This window comes from Paraburkholderia sp. RL17-380-BIE-A (genome assembly GCF_046028085.1).
GTDB lineage: Bacteria > Pseudomonadota > Gammaproteobacteria > Burkholderiales > Burkholderiaceae > Paraburkholderia.
The window spans coordinates 228,652-255,603 of record NZ_JARESQ010000010.1; the positions used below are offsets into that span (position 1 = coordinate 228,652).

General features: G+C 63.3%; 21 protein-coding genes. 5 read left to right on the plus strand and 16 right to left on the minus strand.

What is annotated here, in order from left to right:
- Nucleotides 1-20 precede the first annotated feature (20 nt).
- From P0D68_RS19080 to P0D68_RS19115, 8 genes are all read right to left on the minus strand, one after another.
- Nucleotides 21-1,334: an aromatic ring-hydroxylating oxygenase subunit alpha gene (locus tag P0D68_RS19080; protein WP_408298927.1), complete on the minus strand. Its 1,314-nt coding sequence runs from the start codon at nucleotides 1,332-1,334 to the stop codon at nucleotides 21-23.
- Between the two features lie 73 nt (nucleotides 1,335-1,407).
- Complete coding sequence (locus P0D68_RS19085; protein WP_408298929.1) at nucleotides 1,408-2,184, minus strand: electron transfer flavoprotein subunit beta/FixA family protein; 777 nt, start codon at nucleotides 2,182-2,184, stop codon at nucleotides 1,408-1,410.
- Nucleotides 2,181-3,350: an electron transfer flavoprotein subunit alpha/FixB family protein gene (locus P0D68_RS19090; RefSeq protein ID WP_408298931.1), complete on the minus strand. Its 1,170-nt coding sequence runs from the start codon at nucleotides 3,348-3,350 to the stop codon at nucleotides 2,181-2,183. Before P0D68_RS19090 ends, P0D68_RS19085 begins: the two co-directional genes overlap by 4 nt.
- A 4-nt stretch (nucleotides 3,351-3,354) precedes the next feature.
- Nucleotides 3,355-5,268 carry a (Fe-S)-binding protein gene (locus P0D68_RS19095; RefSeq protein WP_091801471.1) on the minus strand — a complete coding sequence of 638 codons (1,914 nt, stop codon included), beginning with the start codon at nucleotides 5,266-5,268 and terminating at the stop codon, nucleotides 3,355-3,357.
- A 2-nt stretch (nucleotides 5,269-5,270) separates the two neighbouring features.
- A complete protein-coding gene (locus tag P0D68_RS19100) occupies nucleotides 5,271-7,334 on the minus strand; it encodes an oxidoreductase (protein ID WP_408298933.1) in 2,064 nt (687 codons plus the stop codon).
- 85 nt (nucleotides 7,335-7,419) lie between these two features.
- Entirely contained in the window at nucleotides 7,420-7,956 is a 537-nt protein-coding gene (locus P0D68_RS19105) for a DUF5943 domain-containing protein (protein WP_091801477.1), read from the minus strand.
- A gap of 49 nt (nucleotides 7,957-8,005) precedes the next feature.
- Entirely contained in the window at nucleotides 8,006-8,977 is a 972-nt protein-coding gene (locus P0D68_RS19110) for a dipeptidase (RefSeq protein WP_007177107.1), read from the minus strand.
- Between the two features lie 18 nt (nucleotides 8,978-8,995).
- Nucleotides 8,996-10,270: a serine hydroxymethyltransferase gene (locus P0D68_RS19115; RefSeq protein WP_408184969.1), complete on the minus strand. Its 1,275-nt coding sequence runs from the start codon at nucleotides 10,268-10,270 to the stop codon at nucleotides 8,996-8,998.
- 443 nt (nucleotides 10,271-10,713) lie between these two features.
- On the opposite strand from P0D68_RS19115, the gene P0D68_RS19120 reads away from it, so the two are divergent.
- Nucleotides 10,714-11,709 carry a GlxA family transcriptional regulator gene (locus P0D68_RS19120; protein ID WP_091801487.1) on the plus strand — a complete coding sequence of 332 codons (996 nt, stop codon included), beginning with the start codon at nucleotides 10,714-10,716 and terminating at the stop codon, nucleotides 11,707-11,709.
- 85 nt (nucleotides 11,710-11,794) lie between these two features.
- Here the strand turns inward: P0D68_RS19120 and P0D68_RS19125 are convergent, their stop codons facing one another.
- The 3 genes from P0D68_RS19125 to fdhA all read right to left on the minus strand — a co-directional run bounded on the left by P0D68_RS19125 (nucleotide 11,795) and on the right by fdhA (nucleotide 15,541).
- Complete coding sequence (locus P0D68_RS19125) at nucleotides 11,795-13,210, minus strand: hypothetical protein (protein ID WP_408184968.1); 1,416 nt, start codon at nucleotides 13,208-13,210, stop codon at nucleotides 11,795-11,797.
- The gene (locus P0D68_RS19130; RefSeq protein WP_408298936.1) at nucleotides 13,207-14,088 is read right to left on the minus strand and encodes a DUF5672 family protein; all 882 of its coding nucleotides are present in this window, start codon (nucleotides 14,086-14,088) and stop codon (nucleotides 13,207-13,209) included. Before P0D68_RS19130 ends, P0D68_RS19125 begins: the two co-directional genes overlap by 4 nt.
- 253 nt (nucleotides 14,089-14,341) lie before the next feature.
- Nucleotides 14,342-15,541 (minus strand): formaldehyde dehydrogenase, glutathione-independent, encoded by a 1,200-nt coding sequence (gene fdhA / locus P0D68_RS19135; protein WP_408298938.1) that lies wholly within the window; start codon nucleotides 15,539-15,541, stop codon nucleotides 14,342-14,344.
- A 283-nt stretch (nucleotides 15,542-15,824) separates the two neighbouring features.
- Between fdhA and betI the strand changes: the two genes are divergently transcribed.
- From betI to ampC, 4 genes are all read left to right on the plus strand, one after another.
- A complete protein-coding gene (betI, locus tag P0D68_RS19140; protein WP_408298940.1) occupies nucleotides 15,825-16,412 on the plus strand; it encodes a transcriptional regulator BetI in 588 nt (195 codons plus the stop codon).
- 42 nt (nucleotides 16,413-16,454) lie between these two features.
- Entirely contained in the window at nucleotides 16,455-17,924 is a 1,470-nt protein-coding gene (gene betB, locus P0D68_RS19145) for a betaine-aldehyde dehydrogenase (RefSeq protein WP_408298942.1), read from the plus strand.
- A gap of 12 nt (nucleotides 17,925-17,936) precedes the next feature.
- Complete coding sequence (betA, locus tag P0D68_RS19150) at nucleotides 17,937-19,622, plus strand: choline dehydrogenase (RefSeq protein WP_408298944.1); 1,686 nt, start codon at nucleotides 17,937-17,939, stop codon at nucleotides 19,620-19,622.
- Between the two features lie 122 nt (nucleotides 19,623-19,744).
- Nucleotides 19,745-20,914: a class C beta-lactamase gene (ampC, locus tag P0D68_RS19155; RefSeq protein WP_408298946.1), complete on the plus strand. Its 1,170-nt coding sequence runs from the start codon at nucleotides 19,745-19,747 to the stop codon at nucleotides 20,912-20,914.
- Between the two features lie 138 nt (nucleotides 20,915-21,052).
- Here the strand turns inward: ampC and P0D68_RS19160 are convergent, their stop codons facing one another.
- The 5 genes from P0D68_RS19160 to P0D68_RS19180 form a co-directional block, all read right to left on the minus strand.
- Complete coding sequence (locus tag P0D68_RS19160) at nucleotides 21,053-22,471, minus strand: MFS transporter (protein WP_091801513.1); 1,419 nt, start codon at nucleotides 22,469-22,471, stop codon at nucleotides 21,053-21,055.
- Nucleotides 22,472-22,613: 142 nt separating this feature from the next.
- Nucleotides 22,614-22,877, minus strand: a complete 264-nt coding sequence (locus P0D68_RS19165) for a hypothetical protein (protein ID WP_091801516.1) — start codon at nucleotides 22,875-22,877, stop codon at nucleotides 22,614-22,616.
- A gap of 58 nt (nucleotides 22,878-22,935) precedes the next feature.
- On the minus strand, nucleotides 22,936-23,592 hold the full coding sequence (locus tag P0D68_RS19170) for a sarcosine oxidase subunit gamma (RefSeq protein ID WP_408298948.1): 657 nt from the start codon (nucleotides 23,590-23,592) through the stop codon (nucleotides 22,936-22,938).
- A complete protein-coding gene (locus P0D68_RS19175) occupies nucleotides 23,582-26,584 on the minus strand; it encodes a sarcosine oxidase subunit alpha family protein (RefSeq protein ID WP_408298950.1) in 3,003 nt (1,000 codons plus the stop codon). The genes P0D68_RS19170 and P0D68_RS19175 overlap by 11 nt, the downstream gene beginning before the upstream one ends.
- Nucleotides 26,581-26,931, minus strand: coding sequence for a sarcosine oxidase subunit delta (locus P0D68_RS19180; protein ID WP_408298952.1), 351 nt, complete (start codon nucleotides 26,929-26,931; stop codon nucleotides 26,581-26,583). The genes P0D68_RS19175 and P0D68_RS19180 overlap by 4 nt, the downstream gene beginning before the upstream one ends.
- Nucleotides 26,932-26,952: the final 21 nt, after the last annotated feature.

A 26,952-nucleotide genomic window follows, 5' to 3' on the forward strand; every position in this document is an offset into this window, starting at 1 on the left:
TCCTGGTTGCGGTGCCGCGCTCAGCGCATGAAAGACACGACTTTTTCGCCGTGCGAAGCCGGCGTGGTTTCGCCTGCTTCATGGGTTTGGGGCGCATTGCTGTAATCCGCCAGGCGGCCGATGTACCACTCGCAGAACTTCTCGACGAGGCCTTCCGTGAACGGCGAATACGGGCCCGGCTCATAAGCGCTGCTCGTCGCGCCGCGTTGCGAGTATTCGACGAGTGCGCGATCCTGATCGTTCGTCGCGCGCCACACAGCCGTGAGGTTGTTCACGTCGTAATCGATGCCTTCGCGCGCATCCTTGTGAACGAGCCACTTGGTGCGCACCAGCGTCTTGCCCGCCGAGAGCGGAATCACCGAGAAGCTGACAATGTGATCGCTCATGAAGTGATGCCACGAATTGGGCTGCGTCCAGAACGACAGGCCGCCGAGATCGGCCTGCTCGAAGCCGCCGAGCAGTTTCTTCGAGGCCACTTTCGCGTCGAGCGTCTGCGATTCGCCGTCTCGATCGAGCGGCAGGCGTTGCGTGCGAAAACCGGTGACCAGATCGGCAAGCCGTTCGATTTCCGCGGAAGGCAACTGCATCGCTTCCCATTGCGCGGTGCGGCGAGCCACGGTCTCTTCGAACGCGGCCATGCCCTCTTCATTGGCCGGCGTGCGCTGATAACCGAAACCGTATTCGTACAGCGAAATGGTCAACTCGGGATGGTTCGCGACGCAGTGATAGCACTCGCGGTTGTTTTCCATCGTGAGCTTCCAGTTGCCCTCTTCGACAATGTCGATCGAGGCCGCGATCTTGCAGTTGGCCAGATCGTGCGGCAACAGATACGGCTCCATTGCCGCGCGTACCACGGCGAAGTCCGCTGGCGGGTTATCCGCGAGGCAAATGAAAATCAGGCCGGCCAGATTCTCGAGATGCACGGACTTCAGGCTATGTTTGCAGCGGTCGAACTGGTCGCCCATGTGTTCGGCGAACATCAGATCGCCGTTCAGGTTATACGTCCAGCTGTGATACGGGCAGACGATATTGCCGAGCGAGCCTTTGTCGGTATTGCACAGGCGTGCGCCGCGATGGCGGCAGACGTTGTGAAACGCCCTCACCTGCATATCGTCGTCGCGCACGATCAGGATCGAATCGTTGCCGATCTCCACGGTGATGTAGTCGCCCGGTTCCGGCACGTCCGGTTCCACCGCGACCTGAATCCAGTGTTGCCGGAAGATCGCATCCATGTCGAGCGCGAAAATATTCTCGCTCGTATAGAAAGGCGCTTCCAGCGTGTGATTCTTCTTACGGCGTTCGATCATTGCGCGAACGTCTGCCGAAACTTTCATTGTGTGCTCCGTTGCATGTCACGTCTGGCGCTGCGCCAGGCCCTCCTGGTCGCATGCGGGCCCGAACCGGAAATCAGTAATCCACGAGTTGATGCTCGCGCAAATACGCGAGAATGACTTGTGCTTTTTCGACGGAACTCCCTTCAATTACGACGCTGCCGCCTCGGCTCTCGGTCGTCGTGGCCGACAGCATGCGGGCGTGGCCGGAACGCTTTTCGGCGGCGGCAAGCCGCACCGGTTTGGCGGCCGCCGGGCGGATAGCCCAGGCAAGCTCGTCGGCGCTGCCGGCGGCTTGCGTGGCGACCGGGCGGATCGTGCCTTCGCGCAACCGTGCGTAGGCGTACGTGGGAGCGGCGTTGGCCAGCGGGTGCACGGCGATCAGCGCGGGCAACCGCACCTCCACGCGGCGGCGCAACCCCTTCGGCATGAACTGGCGCACTTCCGCACAACCGTCGCGCAACGTCACGTCGACTGCCGCGCCGACCAGCGCAATCTCCAGCGCATTGGCGACGCGATACGGCAGCATGCCGCTGTCGAACGCGCCTTCAGCGCGCGTGCCGGTCAGAACGAGGTCGTAGCCACGCAGCCGCGCGGCTAGCGGAGCGGCTGCGTCCGCCTGGGTTTCAGGTGTCGTGGCTATTTCAAGCACTTCGACCGAACGTGCGCCGAGTGCCAGATACTCCTTCAACGCAGGGTTCGACGGATCGCCCGCATGCAGCACGTCGAGCGTCGCGTTGTGCGTTCGGGCGAGCGAGAGCGCCATGGTCAGCGCGGCGGCATCGTTGCGGCTGTAGCGCGCCGTGCCGCTCACCGGATGACGGCCCACGGAAACGAGGACGGCAATCTTCATGCGAGCGCTCCTTCGGTGACAGCCGTTGAATTCAGCAGCGCCGCACCGGTTCCGCGCGCAGTGCGCGCCGCGGCCGCTGCTTCGTTGAGCGCCGCGATGGTTTCCTGCGCGTCCGCGATCACTGTCAGGTTCGCGCGCTTGGCGATCGGCGCACTCGCGTCGAGATTCACCGCGATCACATGCCGGCAGTCCTTGATCCCTTGCAGATGCTGGACCGCGCCGGAAATGCCGAAGGCGATATACACACTCGCTTCGACGGTCTTGCCGGTCGCGCCGATCTGTTTGTCGCGGGTGAACTTGCCGTCGTCCACGGCCACACGGCTCGCGCCGATGGCCGCGCCCAGCGTGGCCGCCAGACGCTCGAACGCCGGCACGTCGCGCACGCCGTTGCCCGCCGAAACGATGAAATCCGCTTCTTCGAGTGCCAGTTGCGCGGCGTCGATTTCCTCGATGCCGAGATCGCGCACCGCGCCTTGCGCTGCCGCGGCGTCGCCGTCGAAGCGCCACATGACCCGGTCGCCCGCGCCGACGAACGGCAGCTTCGGATCGACCGCGTTGGGCGCGAGCAGCACTACCTCGGGCAACGTACGCGCGGCATACGCTGTATTCGCCTGAACATAGGCCGCCACATGCGCGGCGTCGATCTCGACGACATGCGTGGCCACGCTCGCATTCGCCGCGGCTGCATAACGGCGGCCAAGGTCGCCGTCGCCGGTTGCGTTATCGGGCAGAAAAACATGCACCGGTGCGTAAGCCGCGACGCACGCGGCCAGCGCATTCAATTCGTCCAGCGGCGCGAAGGTGCGGCGGTCGAACATCGGCAATTCGATCAGCTTGTCGGCGCCGAGCGCTGCGGCGTCGCCGCTGAACTCGCCGAAGACCAGCAACACCACCTCGGTCGTTGCGTCCGCAATCAGGGCGGCGCCGGCCAATACCTGGCGCGCATGATCGTCCAGCGCGCCACGGTCCGCGTGGGCGGCCACCAGCATCACACGCTGCGGCGCCGCCGTGGTGCGGCGCGGTTTGGCCTGTTCGCGATGCGAGGCGCCGTGCGCCGTGAATTCCAGTGAGCCCGCCACACCCGTCACACCGAGGGTGATACGCCTGAGTCCGTCTGCCGTGATCGTGAACGGACGGCGCGGGTCGATTCGTTTGAGAGAGTTCATCGCGTTACTCCAGCGCCGCTGCAACCAGTTCGGCGACGTCCAGCACTTCCGGACGCGGCCCCACAACGCCTTCGAGCATCGCCGTGCAATTCGGGCAGCCGACCGCGACGATCTCCGCGCCGACGGTTTTCGCGTCGTCGATACGAATGTCGGGAATGCGCCGCTTGCCCGGAATATCGGTGAGGGGCGCCCCGCCGCCACCGCCGCAGCAGCGTCCGCGCATGCCATTGCGCTCCATCTCCACGACCTTGATTCCGATGGTCTTCAGCAAGCGGCGCGGCGCCTCCGTTTCACCGTTATAGCGGCCCAGATAGCACGGGTCGTGATACGTGATCTTGCGATCCGCAAACGCGGCCACCGCACGCGGCGTGAGCTTCCCGCTCGCGACCAGTTGCTCGATCAGCGCCGTGTGATGCTGCACCTCGTAGAAACCGCCCAGCGCGCGATACTCGTTGCGCAGGCTGTGCAGCACGTGCGGGTCCGCGGTGACGATCTTGCGGAACGAGTACTGCGAGAGCGTGCCGATCAGCTTGTGCGCGAGCTGCTGGAAAGTCGCTTCGTCGCCGAGACGGCGGGCAGTGTCGCCCGTATCGGTTTCCACGCCGCCCAGCACCGCATAGTCGATGCCCGCGCGATTCAGCACCTTGACGAGCGCACGCAGCGTGCGCTGATAGCGCATGTCGAACGCGCCTTCGCCGGCGATCAGCAGCACGTCCACCGGACGGCCCGGCTGCGCGACCTGCACTTGCAGATCGACGGCCCAGTCGTAACGCGCGCCGATGTCGTAGCCGTTCGAACTGCCCGTCTCGCGCAGATTCGCGAGCGTGATCGGCCCCTTGCCCGGCACGCTGCCTTCAACCAGCGTCTGATTGCGGCGCATATCCACAATCGCGTCCACATGCTCGATCAGCATCGGGCACTCCTGCACGCAAGCGCGGCAGGTCGTGCAGGACCACAGCGTGTCCGCTTCGATCAGGCTGGAGATCAGCGGCTTGCCCGGCGCACCGGCGTGCTTGCCGACCGGAATGCCCGGCGTGGGACTGCCCGCGTATTCGGCGTCCGTGCCGCCCACCATGCCCGTGACGAGGTCTTGAATCAGCTTCTTCGGATTGAGCGGCTGACCCGCGGCGAACGCGGGACAGGCTGCTTCGCACTTGCCGCACTGCACGCACGCGTCGAAACTGAGCAACTGGTTCCAGCGAAACTCAACCGGCTTGCCGACGCCGTATTCCTTCGCGTCGAGCAGCGGTGCTTTCAATGCGGTAGGCGGCACCACGTCCGCGTCATTGCGCTCGGCAAAACGCTCCTGACGCGGATGAAACGCGAGATGCAGCAACCCGGCGAGCGCATGCTTCATCGGGCCGCCGCGCGCCGCGCCGAACGTCATCGCAAACGCGCCCACCGCGATCAGCAGCGCGACGATGACGGCGAGCGCACCGGACATCGCGGAAGCCGGCAGCGCGATGAACAGCACCAGACCGAGCGCAAACGACCCGAGCAGCAGCGGCAGATGATCCCATGGCCCGCGCGAGAGCCGCGCCGGCACCGCTTTCGCGCCGTGGCGGCGGCGCCAGACGAACACCGCGCCGACCAGCATGACGAGCGCGGCCAGAAAGATCAGCTTGTCGAGCCACGGCGAGTAAATAGCCAGCCCGTAGTTGACGAACACCAGCGCCATCGCGAGAATCGCGCCGCCCGCGGTCGCCACGTGCGTTTTGGCGATGTACGGATCGCGCGCCACCACATGATGCAGGTCGACGAAGTAGCGCTTGGGAATCGCCAGCAGATTGGTCCAGCCGTAAGCGCCCGCCGCCGTGGCGCGGCCTTCGCGCCAATACGCGGCGCGCTTGACGAGCGCGAACGCCAGACCAGCCACCGACAACCACAACAGGACGGTGATGACAAACACGGGGCTCATCGTCAGAAATCCTTGCAAAGGCGCAGCGCGTCGTAAATCGCGCCGTGAATGTTGTGCATGGAGATGCAGTCGCCGACGCGGAACAGCAGGAAGCGGCCATTGCCGAGTTCTTCGCTCAAAGACGGTTGCGGCTCGGAGGCGAACAGCTTATGCACGTCGACCTGGCCGCGATTGACCGATTCCGGCTTGAGCTTCCAGTACAACTCGTCGTTCGGCGTGCTGCCGTTTTCGATCACCACCTGATCGACCGCCCGCTCCTCCTGCTCTTCGGTGTACTCGTTGCGGATCACGGCGATCTTCTTGCCGTCTTCCTCGTAGACCTTATCGAGCCAGTAGTTCGGCGTATGGATCACACCTTGCGCGTACAGACGCCGGTAGAAAATCGGGAACGTGGTGCCGCCCACGTCGTCGGCCACTTTCACGTCCGGCGTCACGATCTCGACGTTCGAGCCGCGGCTCGACATGAAATCGGCCACGCCCGCGCCGGCATGCGTGCTGACGCCGTCGTACACCAGCACGTTCTTGCCCGGCTCCACCTTGCCCGACAGCACGTCCCACGAACTGACGGCGAGACCTTCGTCGACGCCCCACGCCGCGACTTGCGACGTGAACGACGAACCGCCCGTGGCGAGCACGACGATGTCCGGCTTCTCGGCCATGATGATTTGCTCACTGGCGGCGACACCGAGACGCCGGTCCACGCCAAGGCGCTTGGTCTCCATGTCGAACCAGCGCACGATGCCCGCCATCTGTTCGCGCTGCGGCGCTTTCGCGGCCAGCATGATCTGGCCGCCCACGTAGTCGTTCTTCTCGAACAGCACCACGTCGTGACCGCGCGACTTCGCCACGCGCGCCGCTTCGAGTCCCGCCGGACCCGCGCCGACCACGACCACCTTGCGCTTCGGCCCACGCGTTTTGGCGATCACGTGCGGCATCGTTTCTTCGCGCGAAGTCGCGGCGTTCTGCACGCACAGCACATCGAGCCCGTTGTATTGACGGTCGATGCAATAATTCGCGCCGACGCACTGCTTGATTTCGTCCTCGCGGCCATCGCGGATCTTGATGACCATATGCGGATCGGCAATCTGCGCGCGCGTCATGCCGACCAGATCGACCATGCCGCTGGCGAGCAGGCGCTCGGCCTGGCCCGCGTCGCGAATGCTTTGCGCGTGCATGACGGGCAGCTTGACCACCGATTTGATACCGGCCGCGAGATGCACGAACGGCTCGGGCGGCAGCGCCATGGGCGGCATGCAGTTGGCAAGCGTGTTGTGCGTGTCCGCACCCGAACCGATCACGCCGAGGTAGTCGATCAGGCCGGTTTCGCTCATGGCCTGAGCGATCTCTTTCAGTTGCTCGTGATCGAGCCCGTCTTCATGGAACTCGTCGCCGCACATGCGCAAGCCGACGCAGAAGTCCGCGCCTACCGCTTCACGCACGGCCTTCAACACTTCAGTGCCGAAGCGCAGGCGGTTTTCCAGCGAACCGCCCCATTCGTCGGTACGGAAGTTGGTGCGCGGGCTCCAGAACTGGTCGATCAGATGCTGGTGCGCGGCCGAGATTTCGACGCCGTCCATGCCCGCATCTTTCACGCGCTTCGCCGCGGCCGCGAAATCGCTGATGATGCGGCGAATTTCCTCGACCTCGATGATCTTCGCATTACCGCGGTGCACCGGCTCCCGCACGCCGGACGGCGACATCAGATGCGGCCAATGCTCGCCATGAAACGCCGAGCGGCGTCCCATATGCGTGGCCTGGATCATGATCTTCGCGCCATGCGTGTGCATCGCTTCGGCGAGCCGCGCAAGCGGGTCGATGATCTTGTCGGTCGACAGATTCACCGACTTCCACCAGCCTTGCGGGCTGTCGATCGACACCGGGCTCGAACCGCCGCACACAGCAAGGCCGACGCCGCCCTTGGCCTTCTCCTCGTAGTAACGGATATAACGGTCGCCAGGCAGGCCGCCCGGTTCCGCATAGACCTCCGCGTGCGCGGTGCTGACGATACGGTTGCGCAAAGTCAGCTTGTTCAGCGTGAGAGGCTTGAAAAGGTTCGGGTAACGCATCGCGATCGACCTCGGAATGAATTGCTTGTTGCGCTGTGCCGTGCGCCGTGGTGGAAGCCGTTTATCTGTGTGCTTACGGTTGCGCTTACGATGCGAGCGGCGACACTTCGAACACACAGTGTTCGTGGCCTTCAGCGGCGCATTGCGCTTCTCTGGAATGCGATGGCGGGCCCTTGCGCGAGGCGTCCGGCGCGGTATCGTTGACCCAGTCCATCGCCCCCGCGAACCAGCCGGCGAACATGTAGCAAAGCTTGCCCACCTTGCCCGGCTGCGCCAGCACGAACGAAGAGTGATGCAGTTCGATGCGCGCACGCGAGCTCGACGGATCGGCTTCGGTGATCGTGAAGATGCCCCAGCCGCGTTGCGACAGACGCTTCAGGTAATGCTCGAACACCGCCATGCCCGCCATGCCGTGCTGCTTCGCTTCCTTGTCGCACCAGAAATACGCGGACTTGTAGCCGGCCTTGTAGAGAATCTCGGCATACGTATCGAGTCCGAGGGCCTCTTCCACAGCGGTGTGGTTGTTCGTGAAGAAGTGACGCGGTACGTACAGCATCGGCAGCGCGTCGGTGGTCCAGACGCCGGTATTTGCGTCGACGTCGATAGGCAGTTGGGGTTGCATGTGGAGGCTCCGTTTTTATCTGTGGGATAGGTGTCGATTCAGGCAGCGGTCAAACCTTCCAGACTTCGCCGAATACCCGTACCCAGTTTTCGCCCATGATCTTCTTGATGCGCGTTTCGCTCCAGCCGGCGCGTTCCATCGCGGCCGTCAGGTTCGGAAACTCGCCGATCGTGCGAATGCCTTCCGGATTCACGACCTTGCCGAAGTTCGTCAACTGGCGATAGCGGCCCTTGTCGTGCGTGATCCAGTCGAAGAATTCCGTGCTGTAGCCTTGCGTGAAGTCCGTGCCGATGCCGACCTGGTCTTCGCCGATCAGGTTCACCACGTACTCGATCGCTTCGATATAGTCTTCAACGGTCGCGTCCGGACCGCGCTTGAGGAACGGCGCGAACATCGTCACGCCGACGAAACCGCCCGCGTCCGCGATCTCTTTCAGTTGCTCGTCGCTCTTGTTGCGCGGATGCTCTTTCAGGCCCGACGGGCAGCAATGCGAATAGCACACGGGCTTGTTCGAAGCCGCGATCGCTTCGGAAGAAGTCTTGCCGCCCACGTGCGAGAGATCGACCATGATCCCGACGCGGTTCATCTCCTGGATCACCTCGCGGCCATAGCCCGACAGACCGCCATCGCGCTCATAGCAACCGGTGCCCACCAGGTTCTGCGTGTTGTAGCAAAGCTGCACCACGTTCACGCCGAGGTCCTTGAACGCCTCGATATAGCCGAGGTTGTCCTCGAAAGCATGCGCGTTCTGGAAGCCGAAAATGATGCCCGTCTTGTTCTCTTTCTTCGCGCGCAAGATGTCGTCGGTCGTGCGCACGAGCGTCAGGATCTCGCCGTATTCGCGGATCTGCTGCTTCATCTCGGCAATGTTATCGACGGTCTTCTGGAAGCTTTCCCAGACCGAGACCGTGCAGTTCACCGCGGTCACGCCGCCCTTGCGCATATCCTCGAACACGGAGCGTTCGAACTTCGAAATGTTCAGACCGTCGATGATGATGCTGTTGTCGTGCAAAGTGCTCATCGTTTGCTCCAGGCGTGCTTAATAGATGGGAAAGCGTTCGCACAGCGCGAAAATCTCGCGGCGTACGCGTTGTTCAGTTGCGGCATGGCCTTCCGGGTGATCGCGCAGCGCATCGAGCACCTCGACGATCAGACGCCCGACTTCGCGGAATTCGCTCACGCCGAAGCCGCGCGTGGTGCCCGCGGGCGTGCCGAGGCGAATGCCGGAGGTGATCGTGGGCTTCTCGGTATCGAAGGGAATGCCGTTCTTGTTGCAGGTAATGCCCGCGCGCTCCAGCGCCTGCTCGACCTGATTGCCCTTGAGGCCCTTCGGCCGCAGATCGACCAGCAACAGATGGTTGTCGGTGCCGCCCGTCACCAGATCCACGCCGCCGGCCTTCAGCACCTCGCCGAGCGTCTGCGCGTTGGCGAGCACGCTGTCGATATAGGTCTTGAAGCCGGGTTGCAGTGCTTCGCCAAATGCAACCGCCTTGCCGGCGATCACGTGCATCAGCGGGCCGCCCTGCAAGCCCGGGAACACGGCCGAGTTGATTTTCTTGGCAATGTCTTCGTCATTCGTCAGCACAAAGCCGCCGCGCGGGCCGCGCAGTGTCTTGTGCGTGGTCGAGGTGACCACATGCGCATGCTCGACCGGATTCTGATGACGCCCCGCCGCGATCACGCCGGCGATATGCGCCATATCCACCATCAATTTGGCGCCCACGCCGTCGGCGATCGCGCGCAGCCGTGCAAAGTCCAGCGCCCGCGGATAAGCCGAGAAGCCGGCGATCAGCAACGCAGGTTTGTGCTGCTGCGCGAGTTCCTCGATCTGCTCGTAATCGATCAGCATCGTGTCGCGATTGACACCGTACTGCACCGCGTTGAACCATTTTCCCGACATGGCCGGCTTGGCGCCGTGCGTGAGGTGGCCGCCCGCGTCGAGCGACATGCCGAGCACCGTGTCGCCCGGCTTCACCAGCGCGAGCATCACCGCGCCGTTGGCCTGCGCGCCGGAATGCGGCTGCACGTTGGCGAACTTCGCGTTGAACAGTTGCTTGATGCGATCGAGCGCGAGCGTTTCGATCACGTCGGCGTATTCGCAACCGCCGTAGTAACGTTTGCCCGGATAGCCTTCCGCATATTTGTTGGTCAGCACCGAGCCCTGTGCTTCGAGCACCGCGCGCGACACGATGTTTTCCGACGCGATCAGTTCGACTTGCGACTGCTGGCGCTCGAGCTCTTTCAAAATAGCGCCGCGCACCGCCGGATCGCGCGTGGCCAGCGATTCTTCGAAGAAAGGATTCGGGTTCGACATGGAAGGTCCGTGGAGTCGTTGACGGAAGGCCGGAAGCCGCGCCTGGGACTCGCTTCGCCCCTGCTGCTACCGGTGTGCATTGCGTCTATTCTTGACGCTCGCCACGCGCGTCAATTTATGAATTCAGACGCGTTCTTTGCCTTTTCCGCCATAAGCGTCCTTTTTTCACAAGTCGGCCCTTGCCCGCGTTCTACCGATTGCCGCACGAGCGTGCTTTGCGGCGGACCATGCTGCACTGCACCTGACCTTCGTGCGCAATTCGGGTGCGCCAATAAACCCTGTCAGCGCCGTTCTGGTGCCGTTTGGTTAGCTATCCGACTGGAATGATGAGTAACCAGGGGTTTAGCCTGATGGCACGGTAGTTGCCCTAGTCCTCAGAATTACAGAAGTCGCTGCTCCCCACGGCGACGCGACATTACAGATTCGAAGGAATCATTCCTCCCATGTCCACCGATCGCACGGCATCGTTGTCGCATTTCGCATTCATGCCGGTTCCCAACTTCACCATGATTGCGTTCACTAACGCGATCGAAGTCCTGCGCATGGCGAACTATCTGACCGGCCAAACGCTTTACCGCTGGTCGATCGTGAGTCCGGAAGGCGGTCCGGTCATGGCGAGCAACGGCTTGTCGGTCGATACGGGACCGGTGGAATGCGTCGGTCAGCCCGATATCGTGTTCGTGGTCGGCGGCATCGACGTGCAGCATGCGACCACGCCCGCCCATCTTTCCGCGCTGCGCCGCTTTGCCCGTATGGGCAGCGTGCTCGGCAGCCTGTGCACCGGCACGTATGCGTTGGCGCGCGCCGGTCTGCTGGCCGGGTATGCGTGCGCGATTCACTGGGAGAACATGTCGGCGCTCAAGGAAGAGTTTCCCGACACGCGCTTTCTGAAAGAACTGTTCGTGATCGATCGCGATCGCGTCACATGCACTGGCGGCGTCGCGCCGCTCGATATGATGCTGAACCTGATCGCGCCGCGCGTCGGCACTGCGCGCGTCACGCAGATCGCCGAGCAGTTCATTGTCGAACATGTGCGCGACACCAGCGCGCAACAGAAAATGCCGCTAGTGGCGCGGCTCGGCTCGGCCAACAAGTCGCTTTTCGAAGTGATCGCGCTGATGGAGAACAACATCGAAGAGCCGCTCTCACGCGAAGAACTCGCGCGGCTCGCCGGTATGTCGCAGCGGCAATTGCAGCGGTTGTTCCGCGAACATCTGGGGATGACGCCGACGCATTACTATCTGACGCTGCGTTTGCGGCGCGCGCGCGAGTTGCTGTTGCAAACCGACATGTCGATCATGCACATCACGATGGCATGCGGCTTCCAGTCGGCCTGCCACTTTTCGAAAAGCTACCGCGATGCGTTCGGCACGGCGCCGACGCGAGAACGACGCAAGCAGGCGCCGTCGCTGGCGGTGGCGCCGGTGCTGGCGGCTTGAGGCGGCGGCGTTTCCATCAGCGGAGCGCACTCAGTACATCAGCGCACCGTCCATTCAGCGGATGACGGAACGCAGGCCGCAATTGTCATAGCGCGGCCAGCCACGCCGCTGCATCCCGCACGACGGGATCCCAGTCGCCCTCCCGCGTTTGCCGCAACAGCGTCGCGCTTTCGATCCAGTTGGACGTGCTTCCCGAATGGCCCCAACGCCAGTCGCCGGACGTGTTGACCGGCACGCAAGTCAGTTTGCCCATCATCGCGGCGAGATTGGCCACGGCCGAATCAACCGCGAACACAGCGTCCAGTTCGCCGATGCATGCGGCGGTGTCATCGAAAAGGTGGATGCCGGGCAGATAGCGCTCGACCGTGGCGGGCGGCATGCCTGCTGCCGCCTCGGCAAGCGGATGATGCAGATTCACGAAACAGATTCGCCCGGTCAGCGCGGGATCCGTCACGAGCCGATTGAGCGCATCGAGCGGCAGGCTGCGTCGCGCAGCCCAGCACCGCATTGAGCTGCCGACATTGGACAGGTGGCGCTGGCCACAGTCCCAGAACAACCCGACGAGCTTCTTTCCGCGATGTTGCGCGCGCAACTGTCGCGCCCACGCTGCCGCAATCTGCCGCTTTGCCGGCGGAGCCCGTAGATACGCCTGAAACCGGTATGGACATGTCGTCTGCGCGGCGCGCAACACCGGCAAATGCAATAGCGTCGCGTATAAGTGCGGCGCGAATGCTTCCACTCGCGCGCGCACCGCGTCGGGCAGTGGGCCATGGGTCTGCAACGGACGCGCCGCGCTGACGACTTCGCAGTCGGGCAAGGACGCCTGCATGAGCGCATGGATCTGCGGGTCACAGGTAATCATCACCTGCGCACCGGCAGCGCGCCAGTCCGCCACGCAGGCGCCCAGCAGAAAGTTGTCGCCAAAACCGAGTTGGTGCACGACGAGCACCCGCCGGCCGCGCGGATCGGATTCGCCGTCCCACGCCGGGATGCCGGCCGGACGATAACTGCCGGCATCGCCAGAATCGTTGCGCCGGGTCCAGTGCTTAAAGCCACGCGGGTCGCCTGCCTTGAGCATCGCTTCGCCGAGAAGCTGTTCGGCGGTTGCCAGGACATTGGGCGTGCTCGTTGCCACCGGCCGTCGCGCCTCATCCAGCAACTGGATCGCGTGAGCGAAATGGCCTGCCATCATCAGGCTGTAGCCGAGACGCAGTTGGGCGAGCGCGGGATTATCCGCCATCGACGGGGCATGCGTTCTAGTCTCCACCGCCTCGGCATGCCGCCCCTGCAGATCCAGCGCAAACGCGCGCATGGCAAAAAAATGGTGGTCCTGAGTACCGAGTGCCAGCGCCCGGTCAGCCCAGTCAATGAGTTCGTCCTCGCGCTCGAGCGTGATCAGCACATCGCATATCTCGCGCAGAATCGCCAGGTTGTGAGGCTCGTGCTCATGACGCACGCATGCGTTTCGCAGTTGCCGCTCCAGATCGTTGGTCGGCGTCACTCGCACAATCCATCGCAAGCATTCTTCACCACGCTTTCGCACAGGTCGACGTATTGCAGCGCGGCCTCCGCGGTCAGCCCTATCACCATCATGTTCCGCACGAACTCCTGGGTGCTCCATAGGCGCCGGTAACGCTCGTACATCACCTTTACGCAGTCGAATTTGCGCTGATCGCAATAGATCTTCAATAGCATCAGGACCTCGTTGGAGCTGTAAGTCCCGATGTCCAGCTTACGCACCATATCCATCAGCATCTCGTCGCCGACGTGCCGCCACATGTTGAACACGGCGTGAAAACCGAAGGTCGGCCTGTCCGGCAGCACATGCTCATAAGCAAAGCGGGTCGCGACTTCCTCGGGCGCAAACCGGATGCCGTATCCGCTTTCGAGCAAGGGCCGATATACGCGGCAGATCAGGTCGTCCTCATTGACGCCGGGAAGGAATTCGAACCGTTCGTCCGCCAGCGCCTGCAACAGCTTTGTCGAACGCAGCGAGAACCCGCCGTTGCCCACGTTCATGCCATCGTAGTGGAACGGCCATTTCGCACCGATGTAGTCGTAGTCGAAAAACGTATCACTCCACGCCGCGGGGTCCAGCACATAACCGTCCCATTGAACGACGAGTACCCACGGTGTGGTCACATGGCCGAGCAGATGCTTGACCATGAAAGCCGAATAGTCTTCTTTGGACTGCAGGCGCGGAATCAGCACGGTACGTACAGAGGTGGGTACGGTCTCGTGAGTGAAGAGGATCGCGTCGGCAAAGTTGCACCGGGCCGCTGATATCTCGAGCGCGCGCGCGGCGAATACGGGATTGATCGAATCCGCCGCACAGAGCGTCACATTGCGCAGATTCAGGGGGGAAGCGTTACTGCTCATCAGGACTATTCGGCCAATCGGTGCTTTATCGGTCTGCGCAATGCGCAAAGGGTTTCCCTCAGCAAAGCTGAATGGGCGCAACCCTCACGCTACGACTCGCGCCAGTCATCGGGCCGCTTCGTACCAAAGCTTTCAACTGCGACCGTTGCTCGCAGTTGCCCGACGACCGAGCACGCCTCGTCGCGAATAGCGTGATCCTATACAAAGTTCACGCAAACCGAAGGATGACACGATGTCGCTGACGAAGGCTCGCCTACGCCGCCTTCAACAACCCATGCGGGTCGATCACGAACTTCTTCGGTGCACCGCCATCGAATTGGCGATAACCATCGGGCGCCTGGTCGAGCGACACCACCGTCACGTTGACGATATCCGCAATCGGCAAGCGGTCCCACAAGATCGCCTGCATCAGGTTCTGGTTGTACTTCATCACGGGCGTCTGTCCGGTATGGAACGAGTGCGACTTGGCCCAGCCCAGACCGAAACGGATGCTCAGGCTGCCTTTGCGCGCTGCGGCATCGGCGGCGCCGGGGTCGTCGGTCACGTAAAGGCCCGGAATGCCGATCGCGCCCGCAGCCCGCGTGATTTCCATCAGCGAATTGAGCACGGTGGCCGGCGCTTCCTCGTGCGAGCCGCTGCTGCCGTGGCCGTGTGCTTCGAAGCCGACGCAGTCCACTGCGCAATCCACTTCGGGCCGTCCGAGAATCTGTTCGATCTGCTCGCCCAGCGTGGCGTCCTTAGACAGATCCACGGTCTGGAAACCCATCTTGCGCGCATGCGCGAGACGCTCCTCGTTCATATCGCCGACGATCGTGCAGGCCGCGCCCAGCAAGCGCGCCGAAGCGGCCGCCGCCATCCCCACCGGCCCCGCGCCCGCGATATAGACGGTCGCGCCGGGCTTCACGCCGGCCATCACCGCGCCGTGATAGCCGGTCGGCAGAATGTCGGAGAGGCACGTGAGATCGCGGATTTTCGACAGCGCCTGCGCGCGATCGGGGAATTTCAGCAGATTGAAGTCGGCGTACGGCACCATCACATATTCGGCCTGGCCGCCGATCCAGCCGCCCATGTCCACATAACCATAAGCACCGCCGGCACGCGAAGGATTCACGTTCAGGCACACGCCGGTATGCTGCGCCTTGCAGGTCGGACAGCGTCCGCAGGCCACGTTGAACGGCACCGAAACGAGATCGCCGATCCTCAGCGTTTCCACGTCGCGGCCAATCTCGATCACCTCGCCGGTAATCTCGTGGCCGAGCACGAGGCCGACCTCGGCGGTCGTGCGGCCGCGCACCATATGCTGATCGGAGCCGCAAATATTGGTGCTCACTACCTTCAGGATCACGCCGTGGCCGATCGAACGGCCACGCGGATCGACCATCTTCGGATAGTCGATCGACTGCACTTCCACCTTGCCCTGCCCTAGATACACGACGCCACGATTGCTGCTCATTGTCTGTCTCCATGTCTTGTGAGCGGCGTGCCCGGTTCAGTGCAGCACGCCGTTCAACGAGCGTAGCGCCCGCCGAACGAAGCGCATGTGCCGAACGCGACACGGGTTTGGCCGGAACCGACACGACCAGCGCAACCCGTATCCATGTTGATGCAACCCGCTTTTTATTGATTGACCGTTCAATATAAAAAACCTACCATAGCCACTCGAATCCACTCAGGCGGATCGTGTTTTCGTCTTGCGCAGTCCGCCCGAAGCTCATGCCAGCAATAGCGCCCGCACCATGCCCAAACTTGGAATGCGCGAAATCCGCCGCGCGCAACTGATCGACGCCACGCTCCTCACCATCGACCAGACCGGTCTCGCGGGAACGACGCTGGCTTCGGTCGCGCAGCGCGCGAGCATTTCCACCGGCATCGTCAGCCACTATTTCGGCGACAAGGACGGTTTGCTGGAAGCCACCATGCGGCACGTGCTGCGCGATTTGTGGCAAGCCACCTCGCGCCGGCGCCGGGCGGCCAAGGCGGATCCGCGTTCTAAATTACGCGCCGTGGTCGCCGCGAATTTCGACGCCGAGCAGACCAGCGGCCCGGTCATGAAAACCTGGCTGGCATTCTGGACCGAGAGCATGCACAAGCCGCAATTGCGCCGGCTGCAATATGTGAACACGCGCCGCCTGAACTCGAACCTGTGCGCGGATTTTTCCAAGGCCATGCCGCGTGCGGCGGCGCGGCGCGCGGCGAGCGGCCTCGCCGCCCTGATCGACGGACTGTGGCTGCGCGGCGCGCTCTCGGGCGAGCCGTTCGACACTCGCGCAGCGCTGCGCGTGGCCAACGACTATATCGATCTGGTCCTCGCATCGCGCGAGTAAGGACGCAGGCAGATCGGCGACATCTTCAGAAAGGAGCAAGTCATGGCGGTATTCGCAACGCAACGCCTCTATATCGGCGGCGCTTACGTCGACGCAACCAGCGGCGAAACCTTCGAGACGCACGATCCCGCCACCGGCGAGACGCTCGCGAGCGTGCAGCAGGCCTCGGCGGCCGACGTCGATCGCGCGGTGCAATCCGCGCGGGACGGGCAACGCGAATGGGCCGCGCTCACGGCCATGCAGCGTTCGCGCATTCTGCGCCGCGCAGTCGAGATTCTGCGCGAGCGCAACGACGAACTCGCCGCGCTCGAAACGCGCGATACGGGCAAGCCGATTGCCGAAACCCGCGCGGTGGATATCGTCACCGGCGCGGACGTGATCGAGTATTACGCGGGGCTCGCCACTGCCATAGAGGGTCAGCAGATTCCACTACGGCCCACGTCGTTTGTTTATACGCGGCGCGAGCCGCTTGGCGTTTGCGCGGGCATCGGCGCATGGAACTATCCGATCCAGATCGCCTGCTGGAAGTCGGCGCCCGCGCTCGCGGCCGGCAATGCGATGATCTTCAAGCCGAGCGAGATCACACCGTTGTCGGCGCTGAAGCTCGCCGATATCTATACCGAAGCCGGCGTGCCCGCGGGCGTGTTCAACGTCGTGCAAGGCGACGGACGGGTCGGCGCGATGCTCGCCGCGCATCCGGACATCGAGAAAATTTCGTTCACCGGCGGCGTTGAAACGGGCAAGAAGGTGATGTCGCTCGCCGGCGCCTCGTCGCTGAAAGAAGTGACAATGGAACTCGGCGGCAAATCTCCGCTGCTCGTATTCGACGACGCCAACCTCGAACGCGCCGCCGACATCGCGATGAGCGCCAACTTCTTCAGCTCCGGCCAGGTCTGCACCAACGGCACACGCGTGTTCGTGCAACGTGGCGTGCTGGAACGGTTCGAGAAGCTGGTTCTGGAACGCGTCGAACGCATTCGCGTGGGCGCCCCCACCCACGCCGACACCAACTTCGGCCCGCTCGTGAGCGCCGCGCAATTGCAGAAAGTGCTGGGTTATATCGAAAGCGGCAAGCAGGAAGGCGCGCGGCTCGTGGCGGGCGGCAAGCGCCTCACCGAAGGGCATTTCGGCAATGGCCAGTATGTCGAACCGACCGTATTCACCGGCTGCCATGACGACATGCGCATCGTGCGCGAGGAAATCTTCGGCCCAGTCATGAGCATTCTCGTTTTCGACGACGAAGACGAGGCGATCGCGCGCGCGAACCGCACCGCGTATGGCCTCGCCGCGGGCGTCGTGACCGAGAATCTGGCGCGCGCGCATCGCGTGATTCATCGTCTGGAAGCGGGGATCTGCTGGATCAACACCTGGGGCGAGTCGCCTGCGGAAATGCCGGTGGGCGGCTACAAGCAATCGGGTGTGGGCCGCGAAAACGGCATCACCACGCTCGAGCACTACACGCGCATCAAGTCCGTGCAGGTCGAACTCGGCCCGTATCAACCGGTGTTCTAAGGAGGCAGGACGATGGCTGCGAACGAATACGACTACATTATCGTGGGCGCGGGTTCGGCGGGCAACGTGCTCGCCTCGCGCCTCACCGAAGACGCGGACGTGACCGTGCTCCTGCTCGAAGCGGGCGGCCCCGACTACCGCTTCGACTTCCGCACGCAGATGCCGGCCGCGCTCGCCTATCCGCTGCAAGGGCGCCGTTACAACTGGGCGTACGAAACGGACCCCGAGCCGCATATGAACAACCGCCGCATGGAATGCGGGCGCGGCAAGGGGCTCGGTGGATCGTCGCTGATCAACGGCATGTGCTATATCCGCGGCAACGCGCTCGATTACGACGGATGGGCTGCGCAGCCCGGCCTGGAAAACTGGACCTATCTGGATTGTCTGCCGTATTTTCGCAAGGCCGAGACGCGCGATGTGGGCGCCAACGCGTACCACGGCGGCGACGGTCCGGTGCATGTGACCACGAGCAAGCCCGGCAACAACCCGCTCTTCGCCGCGATGGTCGAAGCCGGTGTGCAGGCAGGCTTTCCGCGCACCGACGATCTGAACGGCTATCAGCAGGAAGGCTTCGGCCCGATGGATCGCACGGTCACGGCGAATGGCCGGCGCGCCAGCACGGCGCGCGGCTATCTGGATCGCGCGAAGGCGCGGCCGAATCTGACCATCGTCACGCATGCCGTGACGGATCGCGTACTGTTCGCCGGCAAGCGCGCGGTCGGCGTCGTGTATCTGCAGCATGGCAACGCGGTGAATGCGCACGCGCGCCGCGAGGTGCTGGTGTGCAGCGGCGCGATTGCTTCGCCGCAATTGCTGCAGCGCTCGGGCGTGGGCCGCTCCACGTGGCTGCGCGAACTCGATGTGCCGCTCGTTCACGATCTGCCCGGTGTGGGCGAGAACCTGCAGGATCATCTGGAGATGTATATCCAGTACGAGTGCAAGGAGCCGGTCTCGCTGTACCCGGCTTTGCAGTGGTGGAATCAGCCGGCTATCGGACTCGAATGGATGCTGAACGGCACGGGTATCGGCGCGAGCAACCAGTTCGAAGCAGGCGGTTTCATCCGCACGCGCGACGACGATCTGTGGCCGAACATCCAGTATCACTTTCTACCCGTTGCGATCAACTACAACGGCTCGAACGCGATCAAGATGCACGGATTCCAGGCGCACGTCGGTTCGATGCGTTCGCCAAGCCGTGGCCGCGTGAAGCTCACGTCGCGTGATCCGAACGCGCATCCGAGCATCCTGTTCAACTACATGGCCGATCCGCTCGACTGGCGCGAATTCCGCGACGGCATTCGCATCACGCGCGAGATCATGCGGCAACCGGCTCTCGATCGTTATCGGGGCCGCGAACTGAATCCCGGTGCCGATCTGACTACCGACGAGCAGCTCGACACTTTCGTGCGGATGCGGGCTGAGACGGCGTTTCATCCGTCGTGTTCATGCAAGATGGGTTACGACGACATGGCCGTGGTCGACAACGAGGGCCGCGTGCACGGCATGCAGGGACTGCGCGTGGTGGATGCGTCGATCATGCCGCGCATCACCACCGGCAATCTGAATGCGCCGACCATCATGCTGGCGGAAAAGATCGCCGACCGGATTCGCAAACGCGAGGCGTTGGCGCGGGTGGATACGCCCTATTTCGTGGCAAACGGCGTAGCGTCCCGCAAACGGGAGAGCGCGACGGTTTGACGCCGAAGCCCGCCTGCAAGATTTTCTTTACCCTCGCGCAACTTATACTCGATTGTCAGCGCGGCGCAAAAGCCGGATAGTGCGGCTTCATCCGCAGACAGACAATCAAGGAAACGCGAGCGATGAAGTTCAAAGCCCTCAGCCTCACGGCGGCCCTTTTCTTTACCCTGTGCGCGACCGCTCCGGCGAGTCGCGCAGCCGGCGATACGCAAGACGGCATTCAACGGACCGTCGACGCAGCGATCCGCCCGCTCATGGCTAAGGATGGCATTCATGGCATGGCGGTCGGCATTGTTGTCGGGGGCAAGCCTTATGTGTACAACTACGGCGTGGCGTCGACGGAAACCGGCAAGCCCGTGACGCGCGACACGCTGTTCGAACTCGGCTCGATCAGCAAGACCTTCACGGCGACACTGGCTTCGTATGCGCAGGTCAGTGGCGATCTTTCGCTGTCGGATGCGACGAGCAAATATCTGCCCATTCTCCAGGGCAGTCCGTTCGGCAACGTGAAGCTTGTCAATCTGGGCACGCATACGCCGGGCGGTCTGCCGTTGCAGGTGCCGGACGAGATCCATAACGACGATGAACTCATGCAGTATTTCAAGGCATGGCAGCCGAGTTGCGTGCCGGGCACATGCCGGACTTACACCAATCCCGGTATCGGCACGCTCGGCCTGATCACGGCAAAGAGCATGGGCCAGGATTTCACATCGCTGATGGAACAGCGACTGTTTCCAGCACTGGGGCTGAAGAACAGCTATATCGACGTTCCGCAAGCGCGAATGCAGGACTACGCGCAAGGCTATAAAAAGGATGGCGCGCCGATCCGCATGGCGCCCGGCGTGCTATCCGCGCAAGCGTACGGTGTGAAATCCAGCGCCGCTGATATCACGCGCTTTCTGCAAGCGAACATGAATCAGCTCCAACTCGATGCGAAGTTGCAGCTCGCGATCACGCAGACGCACACCGGCTACTTCAACGCAGGTGTGATGACTCAGGATCTGATCTGGGAGCAATACGCGTATCCGGTCGCGTTGAAGACGTTGCTGGCGGGCAATTCGTCGACGATGGCTTTAAAGGCGACGCCCGCCATCGAAATCAAGCCGCCGCTCGCGCCGCGACAGGATGTCTGGATCAACAAGACCGGTTCGACCAATGGGTTCGGCGCGTATGTGGCTTTCGTTCCGGAGAAGCAGTTAGGCATTGTCATGCTCGCCAACAAAAACTTTCCGATGGAGGACCGGGTGGCCGTGGCTTATAAGATTCTGACGACGCTTGCTGGGGCGCGTTGAATAAAGAAGTGGACATGGCGGGCGACGAGGACAAAATGCGGATGAGCACCGCCGTGGCACTCATCCTCTTTACATGACCGTGTCGCGTTCGGATGGAACGGCGTCATGGTGCGCGCGCCGTCCGCAAGAAGTGAACCTTCAATCCCGCACTGGACTCAACACCCCACGCGCATCCGTCTCAACCGCCTCCGACACCAGCGTCTCCAGCGCCAGCCCACGCGTTTCGATACCGAGAATCCAGACCGCCGCCGCTGCGATCACGAAGCACATCGCGCCGAGCGAGAAGACACCGCCCTGGCCGAACATCGGCAACACCACGCCCACCACGTAAGGTCCGATCAACGAACCCACGCGGCCGATCGCCGACGCGAAGCCCGAACCCGTCGCACGCGCACCGGTTCCGTAAAGCTCGGGCGTATAGGTGTACAACACCGCCCACATCGCGAACAGGAAGAACTGCATCGCCAGCCCCGCACAGATCAGCAAGGTCGGCGTCTGCGCGTGCAGCGCGGTTTGCCCATATACGTAAGCCATCACCGCGCTGCCCGCGAGCGACGCAATGCAGGTCGGCTTACGCCCCCAGCGTTCCACCAGCCACGCCGCGCAAATAAACCCCGGAATGCCGCCGAGCGAAATCAGCACCGTGTACAGCACCGACTTGGTCACCGCGAAGCCGGCCTGCTGCATCAACGCGCCCAGCCACGACGTCAGCCCATAAAAACCGAGCAGCGCGAAGAACCACAGCGTCCACACCATGATCGTGCGGCGCCGGTATGCGAGGCTCCAGATCTCACGAAACGCGCCCATGCTCTTCGCGGCAGGCGGCTCGGCGAGCATGGCCGGTGCGCGCAACTGGCTCAGGCCGGCCGCTTTCATCACCTTCACTTCGACTTCGGCGAGTATCTTGTCCGCTTCGTCGAGGCGGCCGCGATGCTCCAGCCAACGCGGCGATTCCGGCACCACGCGGCGCACGATCAGCACGAATACCGCAGGAATGGCGAGCAGCGCGAACTCGGTGCGCCAGCCGAACGTCGGCAGCACGAAGTACGACACCACGCCCGCGGTAATGAAGCCGAGCGGCCAGAACCCGTCCATCAACGCAATCAGGCGGCCGCGCGACGCAGCCGGCACGAACTCCGACAGCAACGTCTGCGCAATGGGAAACTCCATCCCCATGCCGAAGCCGAGCAGCACGCGATAAAAGATCAGGGCTTCGACGCTTTGCGCCGTGGAACACAGATACGATGCGAGCCCCCATAGCACCATGCTCCATTGAAACACCGGCCGGCGTCCGAAGCGATCCGCCAGCAATCCCGCAATCGCCGCGCCGATCACCATGCCGAAGAAGCTCGCGCTGGCCACCAGCCCCGCCGTCGCGCTCGATAAGCCGAATTCCGTCCTGATCGAGCCGAGCACGAAAGTCATCGTGCCGAGATCGACGGAATCGAAAAAGAACGCAATGGCGATGATGATGAAAATGGTCCGGTGATAACCGGAGAACGGCAGTCGTTCGAGTCGGGCGGCTGCGCTCGCGCGCGGCTGATAAGCGGTAGACATGTCATCCCCTGGTTGATGCGGCGGCTGCCGCGTGGGTGCTGCGAGGAGATTTCAGTAGACGCCGACATAAATCGGCCACATAGAAGAAATACGTCATCGGGATGGAACGGGGGCGTCGTTCCATCCACGTGCGTCTCGAACGCTACGTCCGCAAACGCGAGCGCGCGGCACCGGCAATGCGCGCAAGCGTGTCCGCACTCAACCGCGCGGCGATCTTTTCGACGTATTCGTGATGACGCGCCTGCAGCGGCGCGCCGAGTTGCTGGGCAAGCAGATAACGGATCAGCGCGATGCGCCGGTGCCGCAGCACGATGCTCTGATCGAGCAGCGCGAGCGCGGCGTGCGCATCGCCCTCGTGGCACGCGCGCTCGGTGAGGCGCGCGGTGGCTAGACGTGTCGACGTCATGTCGGTCAATCAGCGCGAAAAAGGCGCGAGCGGTTCGGCATCGACCGCTCGCCGCGCCTTACGACATCAGCGGCTCGGCCGCGTCGAGCATGATCTTGACGAAGTAGTCCGCAAAACTGCGGCGCACGACCAGGTCAAAACTGCTCGCGCCGGTGGGCAGCAATGTCATCGATGCCTTGAAGAAGTGACTCTGCGCGCACTGTCCCTCGCCGAATAGTTTGGGATGCAGATCGAGCGGACAACCGCGCGACAGCACTTCACGCGTGCGCGTGCCGCTGATTTCGAGCACCGTATAGCCGCTGCCGATATCCACCGCCGACGCGAACACGCCTGCGAACGCGGCACCGAGCTTGGCCTGCAACGGCGCGGTACGCGTCGCGTCGTGGGCGGCGCCCGAGCGCACCAGCCACTCGTCCGGGCCGAGCCACATCACGTCGTAGCCGTTGCCGCGGACCACCGTGTTGGCCTTTTCAGGCGGACGGCAGCCGACCACGCTTTCGAAAGCGCGCACGAACGCCGCGTCACGCGTATCGCCGCGCACATTCACGAGTTCCAGAAATGGCCGCTCGTTCAACCTGAACGCCGCGGATGCCGTCGCCTGATGTTTCTTCAGCAGCGCATCCGCGCCCACCAGCGGCGACTCCTGCCACACACCGGTCTGTTTGCCGACAGCGCGATCCACGACCGACGCCGTCCCTCTCGTTTCATTCCACATGTTGACGTGCTCCTTCGCTGTCGTAGAACACCGAACTGGTGACCTTCGCTGCAATCTGTTTGCCGCTGGAAAGCGGAATCGTGACCGTCTCGCCGATCTTGTCGAGACCGCCCTTCACCACCGCCATCGCGATCGAGCGCTTCAGGATCGGGCTGTAGTAACTCGACGTGACGTGGCCGAGCATCGCCGCCGTCTCGCCCTGGAACGGACCGGCGACGATCTGCGAACCTTCGGGTATCACGAACGACGGGTCGTCCGAGAGCAAGCCGACCAGTTGCTTGCGCCCCGCCTTCGCCGTATCCGAGCGGGTCAGCGAACGCTTGCCGAGAAAGTCCTTCGACTTCGCGACGAGTCCGCCCATGCCGAGGTCATACGGCGTCATCGAACCGTCCGTATCCTGGCCGACGATGATGTAGCCCTTCTCCGCGCGCAGCACGTGCATGGTTTCGGTGCCATACGGCGTAATGTCGAATTCCGCGCCCGCCGCCATCAGCGCCTCCCACACCGCGCGCCCGACGTTGGCCGGCACGTTCACTTCATAGGCGAGCTCGCCCGAGAAGCTGATGCGCATCACGCGCGAGGCCGCGCCAGCCACCGTGCCTTCGCGATAGCTCATGAACGGGAATGCCGCGTTCGCGAAGTCGATGTCGTGGCAAACCTTCTGCAGCGCCTTGCGGCTGTTCGGACCGACCACGGCGAAGGTCGCCCAATGGTCCGTCACCGACGCGAGCCGCACGCGCATGTCCGGCCATTCTGTCTGCAGCCAGCGTTCGAGCCATGTCAGCACACGTGCCGCGCCGCCGGTGGTGGTCGTCATCATGTAGTGCTGGTCGGCGAGGCGCACGGTCACGCCGTCGTCGAAGATCATGCCGTTTTCGTCGAGCATCAGGCCATAGCGGCACTTGCCGACTTCCAGCTTGCTCCACGGATTCGTATAGACCCAGTTCAGCAGCTTCGCCGAATCGGGGCCCTGAATGTCGATCTTGCCGAGCGTCGAGGCGTCGAGAATGCCGACGCTCGTACGCACCGCGAGAGACTCGCGCGCCACTGCCGCGTGCAGATCTTCGCCAGCCTTCGGGTAATACCACGGACGCTTCCAGTTGCCCACGTCCTCGAACGCCGCGCCGTTTTCCACGTGCCATTCGTGTACCGCCGTCTTGCGCACAGGATCGAGAAACTCGCCCAGCTCGCGGCCGGCAAACGTGCCGAACGTGACGGGTGTGTAGTTCGGCCGGAACGTGGTCGTGCCGGTCTCGGGAATCGTCTTGCCGAGCGCCTGCGCGAGAATCGCCATGCCGTTGATGTTGCCGAGCTTGCCCTGGTCAGTGCCGAAGCCCATCGCGGTATAGCGTTTGACGTGTTCGACCGATTCGAAGCCTTCGCGCGCCGCGAGGAAAATATCCGCGGCCGACACGTCGTTCTGGAAGTCGATGAACTGCTTCGGCCCGCGCGTGGCCAGTTCGCGGCCGCCGACCAGCCACAGCGGCTGCATCTTCGCTTCCGTGATCTCGGCCACCTGCACCGGATTCGGCCGCGCCACAATAAAGCCCGCCGCGCGCGCCGCCTCGATACCGGCATCCACCGCAAAGCGGATGCCCTGGCCCAGCGTGAAGTCGCCCGCACAGGCGCCGACGCTCGTTTCCGCCTGCATCGCCTTGCCCGGCACGAAGCAGGCCTTCTCGTCATGCCAATGCGCCTTGCCGCCCGATTGCGCGAACAGATGCAGCACCGGGCTCCAGCCGCCGGACATGGCGAGCAGATCGCACGAGAGTGCGCCCTGCTTCGCACCGACCTGTCCGTTCGAATACGACGCCAGGTCAACCGACGCCACGCGCAGTTTGCCGTGCGCGGCCGTGATCACCACGCCATTCATGACCTTGACGCCGTAGCGCCGTGCCAGCGCGGGCAGCGTGCCCTTCGATTCGCTCGCACGCGGATCGACCACCGTTACCTGGGCGCCGGCTGCTTTCAGATCGAGCGCGCATTGATAGCCGTCGTCGTTGTTCGTGAAGACCACTGCGTTGCGGCCCGGCAGCACCGCATAGCGATGCAGGTAGGTCGACACGGCCGACGCCAGCATCACGCCCGGCAGATCGTTGTTGCCGAACACGATGGGCCGTTCATGCGCGCCGGTCGCGAGAATCACGCGTTTCGCGCGGATCTTCCACATCAGTTCGCGCGTGCCTTTGCGCTGCGATACCGGCAGATGCTCGGTGAGCCGCTGTGTCACCGTCACGAGATTGTGGTCCTGATAACCGAACGCCGTGCTGCGGCACAGGATTTTCACGTCGGGCATCTGCCGCAGTTCGTCTTCGATCTTCTGCACCCAGTGCAGCGCGGGCTTGCCGTCGATCTCCGCGCGGCACGACAGCAGCGAGCCGCCGAGTTCCGGCTGATCGTCGACCAGCGTCACACGCGCGCCGGACAAGGCCGCGGCGTGCGCCGCCGCGAGCCCGGTCGGGCCACCGCCCACCACCAGCACGTCGCAATGCGCAAAGCACTTGTCGTAGCGGTCCGCGTCAGTGTGTTCCGGCGCCTTGCCGAGACCGGCCGCGTCGCGGATCACTTCTTCGTACTTCGGCCAGAATTTGCGCGGCCACATGAAGGTCTTGTAATAGAAGCCCGCCGGAATGAAGCGCGCGATCTTCTGGTTGACCGCCATGCGGTCTTTCTCGATGCTCGGCTTCGCGTTCACGCTGGTGGCGACGAGTCCCTGGTACAACTCGACTTCGGTCGCACGGGCATTCGGCACTGTGTACGCGCCGGTTTCCAGTTGCACCACGGCATTCGGCTCTTCCACACCCGCCGTGACGATGCCGCGCGGCCTGTGGTACTTCCAGCTACGCGCGACGAAATGCTCGCCGTTTGCGAGCAGCGCCGAGGCCAGCGTGTCGCCTTGATAGCCCTGGTACTGGCGGCCGTTGAACGTGAACGTCAGCGGCATGGCGCGATTGATGCGTCCGCCGTTGGGGAGTCGGTCTTTCTGGCTCATGATGCCTTGCCCTCTTGTGCCTGGTTCGGTGCCTGGTTCGGTGCCTTGTCTTGTGGTTTAGCCTCGTTGCTGTCCATGGCGAGCAGCGGTCGCTCGAACGTCTCGTAGCCCTGGATCTCGTAGCTCACCGTGTCGCGCTGCGCCTTGAACCAGCGGCGGCAGCCTTGCGTGTGCAGCCATTGCTCGCGATGCACGCCGCGCGGGTTCTTGCGCATGAACAGGTAGTCGCCCCATTCCTTGTCGGTGAGTTTGTCGGTGTCGAGCGGACGGGCAATATCCGCTTCGCCGCCGCAGGAAAATTCGGTTTCGGCGCGTGGCCCGCACCACGGGCATTCGATCAATAGCATTTCTTGGTTCCTCGTCGCAGT